Consider the following 18,192-nt stretch of genomic DNA (forward strand, 5'->3'; position numbering starts at 1 on the left):
GGGTGTACTGCCAGTTGATGCCTTATTTTACAGTAATTCTTAAGGTACAGCCCATCTGGACTGACTCGACTATCCTTTCCAGCGTAGGATCACCACTTCTTCGCGCAGTTGCTCCTTCGTGGCGCTGGCAAACCGTGTTCGGAAGAGATCTGTGCGCACAACCTCATAGCCAAGGGCTTGGGCAATGTCAGCCAATAACTGACCTGTGCGAATCATCACCCGCAAATAGGAGGCTTGATCACCCACGACGTAGGCCAATTGGGCATTGGGACGCAAGCGCGATCGCAGGGCAGCCAAGTGACGTGCCATGCCACCAAAATAGAGCTTTGTTACCCTGCTGTAGCGTCTCTCAAAGCCAGACGTTTTACCCAGCTCAATTCTGCGGCGTTCAATTTCAGCTGCTATCTCCTGAATTGCAGGATGGTTTTGAATCCACTGATCGTCGTCATCGGTTTTGTACACATTGCGCGTGTTGGAACGGATCAGACCCTTCTTGAAAGCTTGTAAATCCGCCTTGGTTTTGATAAAGCCCAAGACCACCGATTCGAGGCGGGTTGTTCTGGTGTAGTCCTTTTCATTGGGATACGGCGGTGAGGTGATCACCGCATCAACGGACTGCGGCGGCAATACTCGGTCAGGACATCTTGCATCCGCCAGATAGACGTGGGCAGGGGCATCATTTTGATTTTTGACCTGCCGCAAATCCTCCACCATTTCATCAATTTTGGCGAGCCAAGCACTAATCACTGGTGTATCAACTTTAGGCTTGCCAACACCCACTTCAGGGCCAAAGCGCAAATTACTCACGGCAAAAACCAGTATGTTGGCGATCGCCAGCAGTTGATGCCGATAGACCTGTTCTATTCTGTATTTCTCTAAGCAGTCAAGGAGTACCAAGACCTTGTGCAAGGGAATCGGGCTGATCGACCCCGTAAGGATGAGTTTATGTTGCTCTGGCGAGAGTTGGCGTAACGGTAGATCCGCAATATTCCCCTCAAAAGGCACCGAGTCCCCTATCCCTTGCTGCCGCAGGATGTCAAGGGCAAATTCTGCGATCTCACAGGAGTGACGGTAGAGTAAATCCGGATCAACATCCCAATCCGTCTTAACACACGTCGCAAAATGGGCAAATGGATTGGCTTCGGTACCCAATGAGGGGATTCCACGCAGCTTCGACTCAACCAGCGTTGTGCCTGTGCCGCAAAAAGGGTCGAGGATGACACTCTCTGCATTCAAGCCAAAGTCTTCTATGTAGTCCCTCACAAGATGGGGCGGATAAGAGAGCACAAACCGATACCAGTCATGAAAGGCGCGGTCTTGCTCATCTATCCTGTTGATATTGCTATTGTCTTTGGGAACGGTTGTATCCTCAGAATGTTTTAGCAACTCAACTCCTGTGGCGATTTGCTCCTAATCCTCTAAGTCTATGAAAAATTGATTGCTTGGGCAGGGGGTTCACTTCACTGCCGAAAAAGCGGGCACTCTTTAGGCCTCTTCGCGTTGTTCCTGAGCCAATTGAGGTTGTTTAGGGCAGACGTTGAATCTCAGCGCGGAAGCCATTGACCTCCATAAAGGCACGCATTTCGGTGGCATTGGCCTCGTTTTGGAAACTGCCCACTTGTAGGGCGCGGCGCTGGCCAAGGGTAATGGGTATCACTTCGGGAACGAGCGATCGCAGGCGTTCTTGATTGGCCAGATCATCCTCCCGCAAATCCAAAACAATGACTCGAAACCGCGTTCTGGGGGCTACGGGAGCGAGTGTTGCCAAGTTTGCATCAGAAATGTCTGGTGGGGGCGGCAATTGATTCATCGCGCGATCGCGACCCACAAATCCCATCGGAATCGGGTCACTAGGCACCGGCAATCGTTCGAGGGAGTTGTCAAGCTGCTGCGGCGGTGGGGTGGGAATTGGCGCCGTACTCACCTCTGGGGCAGGCACAGGAATCGGGATGACGGTATTGACCTCTGGCGGTGGCACGGGGATGGGAATCGGTTCTGCCGCCAATACGGGCGTCCCCCAACCCATTAGGATCAAACATAGGTGACTCAACCACGGCTGGGAGTGAATGCTGAAACGGCTCATCAAAAACTTCATTGCGCTATCAACAATGCCGATGAACGGTGAACAGAACTGTGTTGATTCTTTTCTGTGGGGATCGGACGTGCTATGCAAAATTTAGCTCCCGGATTTGAGGGGCAACGCATCCGGCGGATTCTCGATGCCAACCTTGACCGTGCCCGCGAAGGCCTGCGGGTGATTGAAGAATGGTGCCGCTTTGGCCGCGAAGATGCTGCCCTGAGTGCAGAATGTAAAGATTTGCGCCAAACCCTTGGCCGCTACCATACCCCAGAGTTGCGGGCGGCACGACAAACGGATCAGGATCCGGGGACTGCTTTGCGTCATCCGCAGGAGCGCGATCGCCAGACCCTCAGCGAGGTGCTCAGCGCTAACTTTGCCCGTGTCCAAGAAGCGCTACGAGTGATTGAGGAGTACGCGAAATTAACGGATACTGAGCTGAGTGACACCGCCAAAGCCCTCCGCTATCGCGTTTACATTCTCGAGCAAGCCCTGATCCTCAACCCGCGCCACGCTCGAGCCCAACGCCTGCAAGGGGCAAAGCTCTATCTGGTGACTGCCCCCAGCGATCGCCTGCTGGAAACCGTCGAAGCTGCTTTGAAGGGGGGACTGCCCCTTGTGCAATACCGCGACAAAACCAGTGATGATCACACCCGTCTAACCACGGCTCGCCAGTTACAAGCGCTCTGCCAACGCTACGGCGCCCTGTTTTTGGTCAACGATCGCGTGGATATTGCCGTGGGTGCCAATGCCGATGGTGTCCACCTCGGACAGACGGATATTCCCATGGAACTGGCTCGGCAAATTTTAGGGCGCGATCGCCTCGTGGGACGCTCGACCACCAATCCCCAAGAACTGGAGCGTGCCATTGCTGAAGGTGCCGATTATGTGGGTGTTGGGCCGATTTTTGCGACTCCTACCAAACCGGGTAAAGCGGCTGTGGGCTTTGACTATCTCCAATACGCCCGCAAACACGCCCCGATGCCGCAGTTTGCCATTGGCGGCATTGATCTCAGTAATATTGATGAGGTGGTCAAGGCCGGGGCGACTCAGGTGGCCGTTGTCCGCGCCATTGTGGATGCGGCTGACCCAGAGGCAACCACCCGAGAATTATTACGACGCTTATCTCAAGGGGAACCATCATGACCTCGGCGGCTGAGATTACTGCTGCTGTGCGGCAACTGTACAATACCTATCCTTTTCCGCCGGAACCGCTCCTTGATGAGCCACCACCGGGGTACAACTGGCGCTGGTCTTGGCCGGCGGCCTATAGCTTTTGCACAGGACGCTATCCCTCCCAGTTGGACGTTGCCATTCTCGATGCTGGCTGTGGCACTGGTGTAGGAACGGAATATCTCGCCCATTTGAATCCGCAGGCAAAGATTACTGCGTTGGATCTCAGTGAGGGTGCTTTGGAGATTGCCCGCGAGCGCTGCCGGCGATCGGGCGCCACCAATGTCGAATTTCACCACCTGAGCCTAGAGGATGTGGCACAACTGGGGCAAAGGTTCCAGATGATTAACTGTGTGGGCGTGCTGCACCATCTGCCGGATCCGCAGCGGGGCATTCAAGCTCTCGCCGATGTTCTTGCTCCCGGCGGCATTTTGCACATCTTTGTTTATGGAGCCTACGGTCGCTGGGAAATTAAACTGATGCAGCAGGCCATTGCCTTACTTCAGGGGAGCGATCGCCACAACTATCGCGAGGGGGTGGCCATTGGACGGCAACTCTTTGCCGCATTGCCCCAGAACAATCGCCTGAAAAAGCGTGAGCAGGAGCGCTGGAGCCTCGAAAATCAGCGGGATGAATGCTTTGCTGATATGTATGTGCATCCCCAAGAAATTGACTACACGATCGCCAGCCTCTTTGACCTCATTGCTGCCTCTGGCCTAGAATTCGTTGGCTTTTCTAACCCTCAAGTTTGGCGGTTGGAGCGGCTGTTGGGCAGCCAGCCAGAACTGTTGCACCGCGCACAGCACTTAGATCCGATCCAGCAATATCAACTCATTGAATGCCTTGACCCTGAGGCAATGACCCACTTTGAGTTCTTTTTGGCCAAGCCGCCGCTGCCCCGTCACGATTGGTCTGAGGATGCGGCTTTGCTGGTGGCTATTCCGTGGCGACACCCCTGCTTAGACGGTTGGCCGGGGGTCTGTGTCTTTAACAGTCACTATGATGTGATTCAGCTCAATCAGGCTGAGCAGCAATTCTTGGCGGCTGCGACGGGTCAAAAAAACGTGGCTGAGTTATTAGCTGAGCAACCGGACTTCAATCTTGCAGGGGTGCGATCGCTCCTTGAGCGGGACTTGCTTCTCTTAGGAGTAAAAGAATGACGGATCTACTGGAAATAGTCTCTGCCAGTGGTGCAGTCTATGATTGCAGTCATTGGGGGCGCCTACGCCTCACGGGGGGCGATCGCCTGAAGTTTTTGCACAATCAAAGCTCCAATAACTGTCTTGTCTTGCAACCCGGCCAAGGGGCAGATACGGTTTTTCTGACCTCGACGGCGCGCACCCTTGATCTTGTCACCCTACTTGTTCATATGGAGTGGGTGGATCTACTGGTGTCACCGCAGCGCCGCGAGTTTCTCTTGAAATGGCTCGATAAGTACATCTTCTTTGGCGACGATGTGCAGGTGAGCGATCGCACTTCTGACAGTTACTGCTACCGAGTGTTCGGTGCCGTTTCGGATCAGATCGCTGACCAATTGGGTCTGCAACCGTTTTCCCAGCCCTACGCTCATGTGACTCTCACCTACGAAAACGCTCCCATAACCATTGCTGCCACCAGTGGCTTAGCGATTCCGGGCTTGACCCTTTGGAGCGATCGCCCCCTCACAGATCTCCTCAATGCCCATCTCCAACTGAATGATACCGACTGGGAACACCTACGCATCCGCCAAGGGCGACCCGCTGCCGAGGCTGAACTCACCGAAGACTATAACCCCCTCGAAGCCCGACTGGGGCATACGATTTCTTTCAATAAGGGCTGCTACATTGGCCAAGAGACGATCGCCCGCCTCAACACCTACCAAGGGGTCAAACAACATCTCTGGGGACTGGAATTGAGTGCCGTTGTTCCCGCCCCAACTCCCCTACTTTTGGAAGGGGAAAAAGTGGGTCTGCTCACCAGTTGTACGCCCCTAAATGGGGGTGCCTTTGGTCTAGGCTATGTGCGCACCAAAGTGGGTGGGGCAGGCTTGAGGCTGCAAACGCCCGAGGGCGTCATTGTACAGGTGGTGGAGGTGCCCTTCTTAAGAACTGTTGCCTAAAAATACTCTCAGCAGAGAATGCTATAATCCAATCGGTTCGTGCAGAAAATTTACTGACCGAAGGAAGGAAGCCTATGGCGACGGCACAGGTGTTAGCGTTCATGCAAAAGACCGCTGAAGATGCCCAACTGCGAGATGAACTGGAGAACCTTCTGGGGGTAGGGGATGGCAATATCAGCGGCGCTGCCGAACTAGATGCTGAGGAACTCGCCGCGCTGCGGGGAGAAATGGCACCGAAAGTGGTGGATTTTGCCAGTCAGCATGGTTTTGAATTTTCCACCGATGAACTCATTCAAGTGGTTGATTCCTTTGCTCAGCACCAAGCAGGGGAAATTAGCGATGATGAATTTTCCGGGATTTTAGGTGTTCCCATTAACAGTAATCATGCCGAACACAAAAAACAAGTGGCCAATCCTCTGCAGCGCCTAGCCCGCTATCTGAGCAAAACCTATTTGGGTATTGGTGCGGATGAGGAGAGCGAATAAGGCTCAACCACTCTCAGCGAAGCTACGGCCAGCCCGTCGTAAAATCCGTTTGTGGTCCCAATGGTTGCTGCCGGGGCTATTGGTCAAGCGGTGGCTCCTGATCAGTGCACTGGGCGTTCTGCTCGCCAGCTTGGGCTTTGCCATTAGTATCAATCTCACGCCCATCTTTTACTTTCTGCAATTTCTAGAGCAGTTTCTCCAAGGCATTGCCCGTTTTGTGCCCAGCTACATCAGTGGCCCTTTACTGCTGCTTGGGGGGTTGGCACTGATTGCTTGGGGGTATGCCCGCACCCTTGGCTCGATTACGGAAGTTCTATTGCCAGAAGACGACAAGGCCTTGGTGGAGCGGCTGCTCATCCATCGGCGGCTAGGCAGGGGGCCAAGAATTGTTGCTATTGGGGGGGGAACTGGTCTCTCCACCCTCTTGCGGGGACTCAAGCTCTATAGTTCCAATATCACCGCCATTGTGACGATGGCCGATGATGGCGGCTCATCCGGACGACTGCGGCGGGAAATTGGGGTGCTGCCACCGGGGGATATTCGCAACTGCTTGGCGGCTCTTGCCGATGAGGAGAAAATCGTCACTGAACTCTTTCAGTACCGCTTTGAGGCAGGCGATGGCTTGGCGGGGCACAGTTTTGGCAATTTGTTTCTGACGGCGATGACAAATATCACGGGGGATCTGGAGCGAGCGATCGCCACCAGTTCAGCAGTCTTGGCCATTCGTGGTCAAGTGTTGCCAGCCACCCTAACAGATATGACCCTTTGGGCACGCCTTGCCGATGGTCGCCTCATTCATGGGGAGTCCAACATTACAGCCGCCCGCGGCAAAATTGTCGAAATCGGCTGCTCGCCCCCAGCCCCCAAAGCCCTGCCCCGCGCCATTCAAGCCCTTCATGAGGCCGATTACATTATTCTTGGCCCCGGCAGTCTCTATACGAGTATCATTCCCAATCTTTTGGTGCCTGAGATTGCCCAAGCCTTGGCAGAGCGTCGGTGTCCCTGTGTTTATGTCTGCAATATCATGACGCAGCCGGGGGAAACCGATGGCTATGCTGTGAGTGATCATGTGCGTGCCCTTGATGCGGTCACGGGCGATCGCCTGTTTGATGCGGTGCTGGTGCAAAAATATCCCCCCAGTGCTGCTCACCTTGAACGCTATGGGCAGCAGGGAAGTACCGCTGTGGCTATTGATCGGGAAGCCCTGACCCGCCAAAACTGTCGGCTAATCCTTGCGGATGTGATGGACGAATCCACGCCAACCGTGCGCCATGATTCGCAAAAGTTAGCAGCCATTCTGATGCGTTGGTATGAACGCGTGCGATCGCTCTAGCCTTGTGCCCTGGGAAGGCGATCCCTAATAATAGAACCGTTGCACTTGGGTCTGTGGCTTGCCATGTCCTTGGAACTTCTGCGATCGCTCGTGTGGATGGACTACCGCCTTGCGGTGCTCTTTACTGTAATTATCCCCTTGATCCTGTTGCTGTGGTCAACGGTTAAAAATGTGCCAGCGATTACTCAACTGCTGATTATCTATTGGCGGGTGGCCAGTCTATTGGCAATTACGGTGTACCTGATGATGCCGCAGTGGCCAGTGGCCTACGTCACCGGATTTATGGCCTTGGTGCTGATTCCCATTAGCCTCTGGTTTTGGGTGGATCTTAATGAAGAAATTAGCGATCGCCAAGATTTGATTGGTCAGGTCTTTAGTAGCTGGCGCTGGGCAATCACGCTCTACTGTATCCTTGCCGCCATTGGTCAGGCCTTTTATTTGCCCTGTGCGTTTGTCGCTGGTGCCGTTCAGACCCCCAGTTGCCAAGTCTGGCTCGAGCCACCCCTGATGTTCAAAGATATTTTCCATGCCCAAGCCCGCGCCGGTACCCTTGGCTTCTTTGCCGCCGTTGCCCTTGTCATCTATATGCTCTATCTGAGCTACTTTGTGTTTGTGCGCTTACCCAAGCAGGGGCGATCGGCGACGGGTCTATAGCCTATGCCGCTGCAACGCATTCTTGAACCTGAGGTCATGGAGACGCCAGAAACAGCTGCCGCCTATGACGCCATGGATTTTACTGCTGTTAATGCCGCCTTCTGTGAAGATTTAGCCGCAGTCTTAGCCAGTGTTGAGCAACCTCTAAAAGTTTTAGATGTGGGTACAGGAAATGGGCGGATTCTGCAAATGCTGCATCAACGCTATCCCCATTGGCAACTAACAGGGATTGACCTCAGTCCAGCCATGCTGGCGATCGCCCGCCACCACAGTCCCCAATTAAACTTTATTCAAGGGGATGCCAAAGCCTTGCCCTTTGCCGACGCGAGTTTTGATGTTGTGATCAGTAATAGCTTGATCCATCACCTAGCGGATCCGCGGCCTGCCCTTGGCGAAATACTGCGGGTGCTGCGTCCCCAAGGGACGTTGTTTATCCGTGACCTTTATCGCCCAGAAACATTGGCCGAACTGCAAGCCTTGGTTGAGCAATATGCGGGTCAAGACCCGCCCCAGCAACGGCAACTGTTTGCCGATTCGCTCCATGCGGCACTGACCTTAACGGAAATGGGGGATCTGTTCAAAACCTTGCCGCAGCCGCCGCAGCAGTGGCAAGCCACCCTCACCTCCGATCGCCATTGGACCGTTGTGGCACAGCGCTAATGAACCGGCGGCATTACTTTATTGCTTTGTTGCCCAATGCTGACATTCAGGCGGAAGTCACCCGCCTCAAGCAGTATTGTTGCGATCGCTACCAAAGCCAAGCGGCACTGCGCTCTCCCCCCCACGTTACCCTCTATCCCCCCTTTTGGTGGCCAGATGCAGCGGTCGTAAATCTGGAGCAAGCTCTAGAAACTTTTTCCCAGCAAGCCGCTCCAGTGGAGTTGATCCTCGATGGCTTTGCCGCCTTTCCCCCACGAGTCATTTATATTCACGTGGCACCCACCCCAGCCCTCAAGACACTACAAGCAGATCTCGTCAAAGCGGTAGCGAAGCCCCTGCACCTCCCCCCTACGCAACGCCATGCCTTTACCCCCCACATGACGATCGCCTTTCGTGATTTAACCAAGGACAACTTTCGCCACGCTTGGGCAGACTTTCAAGCACAATCCTTTGCGGCTCGCTGTTGGGTATCCCACCTCACACTGCTGGTGCACAATGGCCGCCGCTGGCAGATTTATCGTGAATTTTTGTTAAGAAACCTTGCCCCTGATGCCCCTTGAAATCAATTTGCGACAAGTCAATGACTTGATTTTTGCCAACTGCGGAATTATGATGCAAGGAACACTTTTCTCTCAGACTTCCTAAAATCAGAAGTATAGCCCTTTTCACAAGGATGGCACACGCTTAAAATCGTGAAAGCCGATAGGGGAGAAGACTGTTTCTCCTATATCTCAGGAAAGGGTTGTAAAACAATATTGTAGTCTTGGTAGTGATAAATACTTAGTGACTTTCATGCGCTATATAAGACTAGAGGCAAGTGCTGATATTAAGGGGGGAGTATTTGTGTTTTCTATCCTTTGGAGCAACAGAGTTGAATTCAGACGCTTCCATGATCTGAGGAATTTTGGGGAGTCAATGGATCAGCAGTAGCCCATTGCTGAGGATAAGGTTATGAAACTGGAAGATATCTACACCTTTTTCCGCCAGCCACCGCCCGTTTACCTGAGCAAGGAAGTTGCGGTGTGCTATGTGCTCTATACCCTTGTGGAAAAGGGGGACTCCTATGGCACGGCGCTGATTCAAGCCATTGAAAACGAATATCCTCTTTACCGCCTTTCCGATACGGTTCTTTACAGCGCCCTCAAATTTCTCGAGGATGAGGGAATTATTGATGGTTATTGGAAGAAGGTGGAAGGTCGCGGTCGGCCGCGGCGAATGTACCACATTGTTGGCGAAAAGGAGCAACAGGCGCGGGAACTCTCGGAACTTTGGCTACGCTATTTGCAGGAACATCCCCACCGTCAGGAATAATTTAGGGATCAAGTTGGCGCAGGCGATCGCGCACAGCTTGCATATCCTGCCACGTTAGCCACTTGGGACTGCCCGGCGCCCGCGAGTTATTGCGCAACAGGTACGCTGGATGAAAAATCGGCATACACCAGCGTCCTTGCCATTCAATCCACTGGCCACGAATTTTAGTAATCCCGCGATTATCTTTCAGCAATCCAGATACAGCCGTTGCCCCCGCCAGTAGAATAATGCGGGGATTGACCAAGCGAATCTGCTCTAACAGATAGGGCAGGCAGGCTGCTGTTTCAGCGGGTTCAGGGACGCGATTGCCGGGAGGGCGGCACTTCACAATGTTGCAGATATAGGCATCCCGCTCACTATCGAGATTGACCGAAGCAAGGATTTTATCGAGGAGCTGCCCTGCCTTGCCAACAAAGGGGCGACCCGTTTCATCCTCCGCTTGACCCGGTCCTTCCCCAATAATCATCAGCTTGGCGGCGGGATTACCACGGCTGACCACCACATGGGTACGGGTGGCCGCTAAGCCACAGCGTTGACACTGCTGACAATGCGCCGCAAGCGCCTCCAAGTCGCGGTAGGTACCAGTGGGAATGGGCACCTCAGCGCGCAGCGGAATTTGATCATAGGTAGCAGCATCGAGAGGCGTCGGTGGCGGGGATTCGGCCTCGGTGGGGGCGAGGGTGTCAAATAAGCTAAATTGCAACGGTTCACTCATGTGGATCGTAACTTCCTGAGAATAATGTTAAAGAAACTTCACGAAACTTAGGAAAAACTTAGGACAAATCGCACCAATTTTATGGCGATCGCGGGAAGCTTAATTTATCTCACAAAAGTATTTTACAAATTAATAACTACGGCGAAACAGGTTTCCCACCGCATTGTATAAGAAATACCTGAAGGGTTTAACAGCACGGTTGTTGACCTCACCTAGGGAAACACAGGCTGTTATTCGACCTTTCCGGCACCCACCACTGTGGTGTTCGTGACCTGACATATCCACACCAAGGATCAGCTTGGTCGCTCTAAGGTTGCTTGACACAGCCTTTATGGGTTGACACAAAAACACCATAAAAATCCTGCAATCCCGCTAGGGGCAGGAATGTCAAGAAGTTCTAACTTCTTTAACAACCTTTAAGGAGAATTGATCCATGCTAGATGCATTTGCCAAAGTTGTCGCTCAGGCCGATGCCCGCGGTGAATTCCTCACCAACGCCCAGTTCGATGCCCTGTCCAACTTGGTGAAAGAAGGCAACAAGCGTCTGGATGCCGTCAACCGCATCACCAGCAATGCCTCCACGATCGTTGCTAACGCTGCTCGTGCCCTCTTTGCAGAGCAACCCCAACTGATCCAACCCGGTGGGAATGCTTACACCAACCGTCGTATGGCTGCTTGCCTGCGCGACATGGAAATCATCTTGCGCTATGTGACCTACGCCATTTTGGCCGGTGACTCCAGCGTGCTCGATGATCGCTGCTTGAACGGTCTGCGGGAAACCTACCAAGCCCTTGGTACCCCCGGCTCCTCCGTGGCTGTGGCTATCCAAAAAATGAAAGATGCCGCGATCGCGATCGCCAATGATCCCAATGGCATCACTCCTGGCGATTGCAGCGCCCTGATGTCTGAGATTGCTGGCTACTTTGATCGTGCCGCTGCCGCTGTTGCCTAAGACACAGCTACCGTCTTGTAACTTTGACCGTTCTGAACACGCACATTTTTTAGGGAGATATTTTATCCATGAAAACGCCGATTACTGAAGCTATTGCCGCCGCTGATACCCAAGGTCGTTTCCTTAGCAACACCGAGCTGCAAGCGGTTGACGGTCGCTTCAAGCGCGCTGTGGCCAGCATGGAAGCTGCTCGCGCCCTGACCAACAATGCTCAGAGCCTGATTGACGGCGCAGCCCAAGCGGTGTACCAAAAATTCCCCTACACCACCACCATGCAAGGCTCTCAATATGCCTCGACCCCCGAAGGCAAAGCCAAGTGCGCCCGTGACATCGGCTACTACCTGCGGATGGTGACCTACTGCCTCGTTGCCGGTGGCACTGGTCCGATGGATGAGTACCTCATCGCTGGCTTGTCTGAAATCAACAGCACGTTTGATCTCTCCCCAAGCTGGTATGTGGAAGCTCTGAAATACATCAAAGCCAATCATGGCTTGACGGGCCAAGCTGCGGTGGAAGCCAACGCCTACATCGACTACGCCATTAACGCCCTCAGCTAATAGGCGTTTCCCTTCGTTGCCCGGTGAGGTAAGCAGATGTTGTCGGCGTTGGGCTGACCCTTTGTTTACAGCACCGGGCTTGTTTGTACCCTCGATATTTAGGAGTTTGTACCGTGGCTATTACTGCTGCTGCTTCGCGCTTGGGTACCTCCGCCTTCAGTGATGCTCCGCGGGTGGAGCTGCGTGCCAACTGGAGCGAGGAAGATCTAGAGACTGTCATCCGTGCCGTTTACCGTCAGGTCTTGGGCAATGACTATGTCATGGCATCGGAGCGTTTGGTGAGTGCGGAGTCACTGTTGCGCAATGGCAAAATTACCGTGCGGGAGTTTGTGCGCGCAGTGGCCAAGTCGGAACTATACAAAGAGAAGTTTCTCTACGGCAATTTTCAAACCCGTGTCATTGAACTGAACTATAAGCATTTGTTGGGGCGGGCACCCTACGACGAGTCGGAAGTAATCTTCCATTTGGATCTCTACGAAAATGAGGGCTTTGATGCCGACATTGACTCCTACATTGATTCCCCCGAATACACCGATAGCTTTGGGGATTGGGTCGTGCCCTATTACCGTGGCTTTAATAGCCAGCCGGGTCAGAAAACAGTGGGCTTTAACCGCATGTTCCGTCTCTATCGTGGCTATGCCAATAGCGATCGCGCCCAAGCAGAAGGCAGCATGTCCCGTTTAGCGCGGGATCTGGCCACCAACAGTCCCAATACGGTGGTGCCGCCTTCGAGTAGCGATACGGCCTTTGCCTACTACACCCCCAGTGCCGATGTTCCCCCACGGGCTTGCTTGGGTGGTTCCTTTGGTGAAAGTGGCCGCGTCTATCGCATTGAAGTGGCGGGCATTCGCCAACCGGGCTATCCGGGGGTGCGCCGCAGCAGTACCGCCTTCTTGGTGCCCTATGAGCAACTGTCGAGCAAAATGCAGCAGCTTCAGCGCACGGGTGCTCGCATTGTCAGTGTCAATCCTGCCTAGGAATGTTTGTTTAGCGTCCTTTTGAGATTGGGAGTCAGGTGTCATGTTTGGTCAAACTGCGTCTGGAAGTGCTGCCCTTAGCCCCTCCGGCGCTCGCGTTTTCCGCTACGAGGTTGTGGGTCTGCGTCAAAACGAAGAAACTGACAAAATGGGGTTTCCGATTCGGCGCAGCGGTAGCACCTTTATTACGGTGCCCTACAACCGCATGAATGAAGAGATGCAGCGCATTACCCGCATGGGGGGCAAAATCGTTTCCATTACCCCCGTGGTCGCCTCCTAATTGGCTGATGTCTGGAGAGGGAATGACGGCGGTCTCTGAACCGGTACAACTGACGGTTCCCCAAATGCTGGCGCAGCTTCAGGGGACGGATACCAGTCTCCGCTACTATGCGGCGTGGTGGCTGGGGAAGTTTGGCCTAGAAACAGCAACGGCAGCGGAGCGGCAGGCGATTGTGGCCGCCTTGATTGCTGCTTTGGCCGATGAGGCCGATCGCACAGAATTGGGGGGTTACCCTCTGCGGCGGAATGCCGCCCGTGCCTTGGGCAAGTTGGGCGATCGCCAAGCCGTACCGGCATTAATTGAGTGCTTGCGCTGCGAGGATTTTTATGTCCGTGAGGCGGCGGCCATTGCTCTTGGTCAGTTGGGAGACCCTCAAGCGATCGCGCCCCTGCAATCGCTCCTAGAAGGGGGTGTGGCAATGGCGCGGCTCGTCCCCGGTCGCCCGCATCTGGTGCAGCCAGTGGAAGCCGTGATTGAAAGCTTGGGTCACCTTGGTGCCACTGAAGCCATTGCCCTGATTGAGCCATTCTTGGCTCATGAAATGCCGCGAGTCCAATTTGCCGCTGCGCGGGCACTTTTTCAGCTCACGGGAGCGGCCGAGTATGGCGATCGCCTGCTAGCGGCTCTCAACAGTGAGGATGTGCAACTGCGACGGACAGCGCTTCTGGATTTGGGAGCGATGGGCTATCTACCCGCAGCAGAGGCTATTTTGCAGGCGGGTGTTGAAGCGAGCTTCAAGCTCATTGCCCTCCACGGCATCCTCAGCCAGCAACTGCGGCAGGCCGCCCCAGCCGAACAGACCCTCTCCCTCTTTCAAGGATTGGATCAACTGCTGTGAGTGATCTCCATACCTATATCCATGCCGTTGAGACCGCCACCTCTGCTCCTGCCCTATGCGAGGCGGTGGTTCAGCTTGCCCAGCAAAAAGACACCGCTGCTATTCCCACGCTGATTGCGGTTTTGGGGTACAACAACCCCGCTGCTGCCCAAGCCGCTGTGGCAGGCCTCATTGCCCTTGGGGATGCGGTTGTGGAGCCGCTGTTGGCACAGTTGGATGGATACAACTATGGTGCCCGTGCCTATGGGGTGCGAGTTTTGGGGAGTATTGGTCATCCTGCCGCCCTACGGGTCTTATTGGCTGCCGCGCAGTCGGATTTTGCCCCCAGTGTTCGCCGCGCCGCCACAAAGGCCTTAGGAACGCTCCGCTGGCAGTTAATCCCTGAAGAGACGGCAAGAGAGGCTCAATTAAGGGAAGCACTCACAGTTCTTCAACGCAACAGTGAAGCAGCAGATTGGGCGGTTCGCTATGCCGTGGGTGTTGCCCTCGATCATCTGCATCAGCAGGCGGCTGCTCGCGCCCTTCGGGAAGCGGTGCGTTTCCTCCTCAATCATTTGAGCGATCGCGACCCCGACATTGTTGTGCGTTCCCGTTGTCAACTTGCCCTCCAGAGGGACTCTCTGTCCATGCACACCTAAAAGGATTGGAAAGTTATGTCGTTACCCTTGCTGGCTGTGAAGCCCAGAACCCTTGACCAGCGGGTGGTCAGTTATGAAGTCCCCGCCGAGGATGATCCCGTCATCTACCGCCTCACCGATGCCACCGATGCCGCAGACGTGGATGCCCTGATTTGGGCAGCCTATCGCCAAATTTTCAGCGAGCACCTGATTTTGGACTCCTACCGTCAGCCCTTCCTAGAATCCCAACTGCGCAATCGTGCCATTTCCGTACAGGATTTTATCCGTGGCTTGGGTAAGTCCGAGGTCTATCGCGAGCAAGTGGCAGCCGTCAATTCCAATTACCGCCTCGTGGATGTCTCCTTCAAGCGATTCCTTGGCCGCCCCACCTATGGCCAGCAGGAGCAGATTGCTTGGTCGATTATTCTAGCCACCCGTGGCCTAGAAGGATTTATTGATGCCTTGGTGGACAGCGATGAGTACCAGCAAAACTTTGGTGCCGATATTGTCCCCTACCAACGGCGGCGGCGCATGGCGCGTCCTTTTAACCTCGTTAATCCCCGCTACAGCGACTACTGGCGCAACAAGGAAATGTCCCTCAGTGGTCGTTCTTACTATCAAGTGCGCTACTACACCGCAGGGCCACTGGACAAGCAAATTATCCGCGGCGCGATTCCAGCCAACTTCCTCTCTATGGCGCGTTCAATTGTGGTGCCTACCCTCGATACTCAACGCCATGTGGCACGGGCCACCTCCAGTTTGGTGACGGTTCCCAACACCGCCCAAGAGCGGGATCTACCGCCGACACCGGTCAAACCTGTGCCCGTTGCGTTGCCCTATCGTTATTTGCCCTCTCAACCAAAGGTGTAAGCCATGACGATTCCCTTGCTGAGCTATGCCCCTAGTTCCCAAAATCAGCGGGTACCGGGCTATGAAGTGCCCAATGAAGACACCCCTTGGCGCTATTCCCTTGAGGATGCAGTGGATCAGTCAGATATTGATGAACTGATTTGGGCGGCCTATCGCCAAGTGTTTAGTGAACACGTTGTCCTCAAGAGTACCCGCCAGCCCCATTTGGAGTCCCAACTAGCCAATCGTGCCATTTCGGTACGGGATTTTATTCGCGGCTTGGCCAAATCGGAGACATTCCGTCGCTTGGTGGTGGAGACGAACTCCAACTATCGCTTGGTGGAAATTGCCCTGAAGCGGCTCCTTGGGCGTGCCCCTTACAACAAAGATGAGGAACTGGCGTGGTCCATTCGCATTGCCACCGACGGTTGGCAGAACTTTGTGGATACCCTTGTGGATAGTGACGAATATACGCAAAACTTTGGCGATAACACCGTGCCCTACCAGCGTCGTCGCTATAAAGATCGCCCCTTTAATCTGGTGACCCCTCGCTATGGTGACTACTGGCGCGATAAGTTAGAGAACAGTCGCTACAAGTGGGGCGACATTCGCAATTTCTTGGAGATGGCACGATCAGTCAAGGTGACACCTGTGCAATTCAAGCCAGTGTCCACGGCCAATGTGCAAATCCCCGATACCACGCGGCGCGATCGCCCGACTGTACCGGCGTCGATCAACCCGACGGCGACCTTTCCGCTGCGCTAGCTATTGTTTCACTCTTTGACTTGGGAGAGATCCATGGACTTACCTCTACTCGCCTACAAGCCGACGACTCAAAACCACCGCGTCGCTACCTTTGGCATTGCCGATCAAAACGAAGATAGCCCCTATATCTATCGTCTTGAGGATGCGGCCTCCTACCCGGAAATCCGCGAGGTGATCTGGGCCTGCTATCGGCAGGTGTTTAGTGAGCATGCCACCTTGGCCTTTAACCGTCAAATCACCTTGGAATCCCAATTAGTGAACCGAGTGATTACGGTGCGGGACTTCATTCGCGGTCTGGCCAAATCAGAGCGCTTCTACAATACGGTGGTGGCTGTGAACGACAACTACCGTTTGGTGGATGTGTGCCTGCGGCGGTTCTTGGGGCGCAGTGCCTACAACGAAGAGGAAAAAATTGCTTGGTCAATTAAAATCGGCACCCTTGGCTTCTATGGCTTTGTCGATGCCCTCCTCGACAGTGAGGAATACACCAATGCCTTTGGTGACTTTACGGTGCCCTACCAGCGCAAGCGGATGGAGGGACGTCCCTTTAACCTCGTGACGCCGCGCTATGGCTTTGAATACCGCGACAAAGTGGGCACCACTACCACCGATTGGCGGTTTACGCTGGAGAAATTCTACGATCGCAAGTTCCAAGAGCGGCGGCTACCGGAGGGCGACCCCCGCAAATACCGCGATTTGGCAGCAGCGATCGCGCCCAAGACTCGCTATGCCCAGCAGTTGCGTGCCGCTGATATTGATTACTTAGCCAAAGTGCCCCGCCGTCGTTAAATTACGCCCAAGGATGCTTTAATCATCCAGCCGTCGGTAAATTTACTGGCGGCTTTTTCTCATTCGTTCCTGCTTGGAACCCCAGTGCATTTTTGCGTGTCCAATCTAGAGGCTCATTGTTTCTTGCCGCTATGCGCGATTGCCTTTTCCCGTGGCTAGTACCTGCCATTATCACTGCCACCATTCTGCCCGCCAGTAGTCAAGTTACGATTCCAATTACGGTCACCGTCAGTCCCGATCGCCCTGTTTTGGGAGATACACTGGCCATTGTGGTCAACGCTTCAGGACAGCCCACGGTCGAAGTGGCGGGCAAAGCGCTGCCGGTCTTTTCCATTGGGCCACAGCAATGGCGTGCCTTTGTGGCCACAACACCACTCCAGACCCCCGGCCGCCGTTCATTGGTGGTTCGCTCAGGAAATGAAACCCGCAATATGCTTCTGTGGGTGGGCGATCGCTCCTTTCCTGTGCAAAGGATTTGGCTCCCACCGGGCAAAGACGCCTCAGGAACGGATTTGGAATTTGATCGCGTGGATGCCTTTAAGGCACTGGTCACCCCCGAAAGACTCTGGCAAGGTGCCTTTCGCCGCCCCAACAGTGGCCCTGTGACCACACCCTACGGCGTACGGCGGTACTACAACGGGGTTTTGGCCAAGGACTACTTCCATCGTGGTTTGGACTATGCAGGCCCCAAGGGATCACCCGTAGTAGCGGCGCAGCGGGGGCGAGTGGCCTTAGTGGGGCGAGAATCCCAAGGATTTCTCATCCATGGCAACACGATCGGTATTGATCATGGGCAAGGGGTGCTGACGATTTACCTGCACCTCGATCAAATTCACGTCCAAGAGGGACAAATGGTTGAGGCAGGGCAAGTCATTGGTACGGTTGGCAATACGGGTGCCTCCACAGGACCCCATTTACATTGGGGACTCTACGTTAATGGCGAGTGCGTCGATCCGCGATCGTGGCTGACCCACGGCTGGCAATAGTTGCCATACGAACTCGCTTTCCTGCCTAGTTTAGGGTCAACAAATGGGGGATAATGCTAGTTCAGAGGTAGCCGCT

Annotated in this window: 22 protein-coding genes; 19 read left to right on the plus strand and 3 right to left on the minus strand. The window is 54.3% G+C overall.

Going from position 1 to position 18,192, the window contains the following annotated elements; translation table 11 throughout:
- Positions 1-69: 69 nt before the first annotated feature.
- Entirely contained in the window at positions 70-1,386 is a 1,317-nt protein-coding gene (locus tag RHJ31_RS08785) for a DNA methyltransferase (RefSeq protein WP_302676346.1), read from the minus strand.
- A 139-nt stretch (positions 1,387-1,525) separates the two neighbouring features.
- Complete coding sequence (locus RHJ31_RS08790; protein ID WP_302676347.1) at positions 1,526-2,083, minus strand: SPOR domain-containing protein; 558 nt, start codon at positions 2,081-2,083, stop codon at positions 1,526-1,528.
- Positions 2,084-2,167: 84 nt separating this feature from the next.
- Between RHJ31_RS08790 and RHJ31_RS08795 the strand changes: the two genes are divergently transcribed.
- From RHJ31_RS08795 to RHJ31_RS08835, 9 genes are all read left to right on the plus strand, one after another.
- Positions 2,168-3,223 (plus strand): thiamine phosphate synthase, encoded by a 1,056-nt coding sequence (locus RHJ31_RS08795; RefSeq protein ID WP_302676348.1) that lies wholly within the window; start codon positions 2,168-2,170, stop codon positions 3,221-3,223.
- The gene (locus RHJ31_RS08800; protein WP_302676349.1) at positions 3,220-4,410 is read left to right on the plus strand and encodes a bifunctional 2-polyprenyl-6-hydroxyphenol methylase/3-demethylubiquinol 3-O-methyltransferase UbiG; all 1,191 of its coding nucleotides are present in this window, start codon (positions 3,220-3,222) and stop codon (positions 4,408-4,410) included. Before RHJ31_RS08795 ends, RHJ31_RS08800 begins: the two co-directional genes overlap by 4 nt.
- On the plus strand, positions 4,407-5,348 hold the full coding sequence (locus RHJ31_RS08805; RefSeq protein WP_302676350.1) for a folate-binding protein YgfZ: 942 nt from the start codon (positions 4,407-4,409) through the stop codon (positions 5,346-5,348). The genes RHJ31_RS08800 and RHJ31_RS08805 overlap by 4 nt, the downstream gene beginning before the upstream one ends.
- Positions 5,349-5,422: 74 nt before the next feature.
- Positions 5,423-5,833, plus strand: coding sequence for a hypothetical protein (locus RHJ31_RS08810; RefSeq protein ID WP_206199562.1), 411 nt, complete (start codon positions 5,423-5,425; stop codon positions 5,831-5,833).
- Positions 5,817-7,166: a YvcK family protein gene (locus RHJ31_RS08815; RefSeq protein ID WP_315862949.1), complete on the plus strand. Its 1,350-nt coding sequence runs from the start codon at positions 5,817-5,819 to the stop codon at positions 7,164-7,166. The genes RHJ31_RS08810 and RHJ31_RS08815 overlap by 17 nt, the downstream gene beginning before the upstream one ends.
- A gap of 63 nt (positions 7,167-7,229) precedes the next feature.
- Positions 7,230-7,820, plus strand: coding sequence for a DUF3177 family protein (locus RHJ31_RS08820; protein WP_206199560.1), 591 nt, complete (start codon positions 7,230-7,232; stop codon positions 7,818-7,820).
- Between the two features lie 3 nt (positions 7,821-7,823).
- Complete coding sequence (locus RHJ31_RS08825; protein ID WP_302676352.1) at positions 7,824-8,480, plus strand: class I SAM-dependent methyltransferase; 657 nt, start codon at positions 7,824-7,826, stop codon at positions 8,478-8,480.
- The gene (locus RHJ31_RS08830) at positions 8,480-9,040 is read left to right on the plus strand and encodes a 2'-5' RNA ligase family protein (RefSeq protein WP_302676353.1); all 561 of its coding nucleotides are present in this window, start codon (positions 8,480-8,482) and stop codon (positions 9,038-9,040) included. Before RHJ31_RS08825 ends, RHJ31_RS08830 begins: the two co-directional genes overlap by 1 nt.
- A 391-nt stretch (positions 9,041-9,431) precedes the next feature.
- On the plus strand, positions 9,432-9,791 hold the full coding sequence (locus RHJ31_RS08835) for a PadR family transcriptional regulator (RefSeq protein ID WP_149818207.1): 360 nt from the start codon (positions 9,432-9,434) through the stop codon (positions 9,789-9,791).
- Position 9,792: 1 nt separating this feature from the next.
- Here RHJ31_RS08835 and RHJ31_RS08840 read toward each other — a convergent pair whose 3' ends face one another.
- Positions 9,793-10,506 (minus strand): uracil-DNA glycosylase family protein, encoded by a 714-nt coding sequence (locus RHJ31_RS08840; protein WP_302676354.1) that lies wholly within the window; start codon positions 10,504-10,506, stop codon positions 9,793-9,795.
- A gap of 433 nt (positions 10,507-10,939) precedes the next feature.
- On the opposite strand from RHJ31_RS08840, the gene RHJ31_RS08845 reads away from it, so the two are divergent.
- From RHJ31_RS08845 to RHJ31_RS08890, 10 genes are all read left to right on the plus strand, one after another.
- On the plus strand, positions 10,940-11,458 hold the full coding sequence (locus RHJ31_RS08845) for a phycocyanin subunit beta (protein WP_011057792.1): 519 nt from the start codon (positions 10,940-10,942) through the stop codon (positions 11,456-11,458).
- A gap of 68 nt (positions 11,459-11,526) precedes the next feature.
- Complete coding sequence (gene cpcA / locus RHJ31_RS08850) at positions 11,527-12,015, plus strand: phycocyanin subunit alpha (protein WP_149818203.1); 489 nt, start codon at positions 11,527-11,529, stop codon at positions 12,013-12,015.
- 113 nt (positions 12,016-12,128) lie between these two features.
- Entirely contained in the window at positions 12,129-12,992 is an 864-nt protein-coding gene (locus tag RHJ31_RS08855; protein WP_149818201.1) for a phycobilisome linker polypeptide, read from the plus strand.
- Between the two features lie 43 nt (positions 12,993-13,035).
- A complete protein-coding gene (locus RHJ31_RS08860; RefSeq protein WP_149818199.1) occupies positions 13,036-13,272 on the plus strand; it encodes a phycobilisome linker polypeptide in 237 nt (78 codons plus the stop codon).
- A gap of 7 nt (positions 13,273-13,279) precedes the next feature.
- The gene (locus RHJ31_RS08865; RefSeq protein ID WP_315862881.1) at positions 13,280-14,110 is read left to right on the plus strand and encodes a HEAT repeat domain-containing protein; all 831 of its coding nucleotides are present in this window, start codon (positions 13,280-13,282) and stop codon (positions 14,108-14,110) included.
- On the plus strand, positions 14,107-14,748 hold the full coding sequence (locus RHJ31_RS08870) for a HEAT repeat domain-containing protein (protein ID WP_302676356.1): 642 nt from the start codon (positions 14,107-14,109) through the stop codon (positions 14,746-14,748). The genes RHJ31_RS08865 and RHJ31_RS08870 overlap by 4 nt, the downstream gene beginning before the upstream one ends.
- Positions 14,749-14,763: 15 nt before the next feature.
- On the plus strand, positions 14,764-15,597 hold the full coding sequence (locus RHJ31_RS08875) for a phycobilisome rod-core linker polypeptide (RefSeq protein ID WP_206199555.1): 834 nt from the start codon (positions 14,764-14,766) through the stop codon (positions 15,595-15,597).
- Positions 15,598-15,600: 3 nt separating this feature from the next.
- Positions 15,601-16,341: a phycobilisome rod-core linker polypeptide gene (locus RHJ31_RS08880; protein ID WP_302676357.1), complete on the plus strand. Its 741-nt coding sequence runs from the start codon at positions 15,601-15,603 to the stop codon at positions 16,339-16,341.
- Between the two features lie 33 nt (positions 16,342-16,374).
- Positions 16,375-17,130 (plus strand): phycobilisome rod-core linker polypeptide, encoded by a 756-nt coding sequence (locus tag RHJ31_RS08885; RefSeq protein WP_206199553.1) that lies wholly within the window; start codon positions 16,375-16,377, stop codon positions 17,128-17,130.
- A 131-nt stretch (positions 17,131-17,261) separates the two neighbouring features.
- Positions 17,262-18,116 (plus strand): M23 family metallopeptidase, encoded by an 855-nt coding sequence (locus RHJ31_RS08890; protein ID WP_302676358.1) that lies wholly within the window; start codon positions 17,262-17,264, stop codon positions 18,114-18,116.
- Positions 18,117-18,192: the final 76 nt, after the last annotated feature.

The sequence above is a fragment of the Thermosynechococcus sp. JY1331 genome, assembly GCF_031583475.1.
Lineage (GTDB): Bacteria > Cyanobacteriota > Cyanobacteriia > Thermosynechococcales > Thermosynechococcaceae > Thermosynechococcus.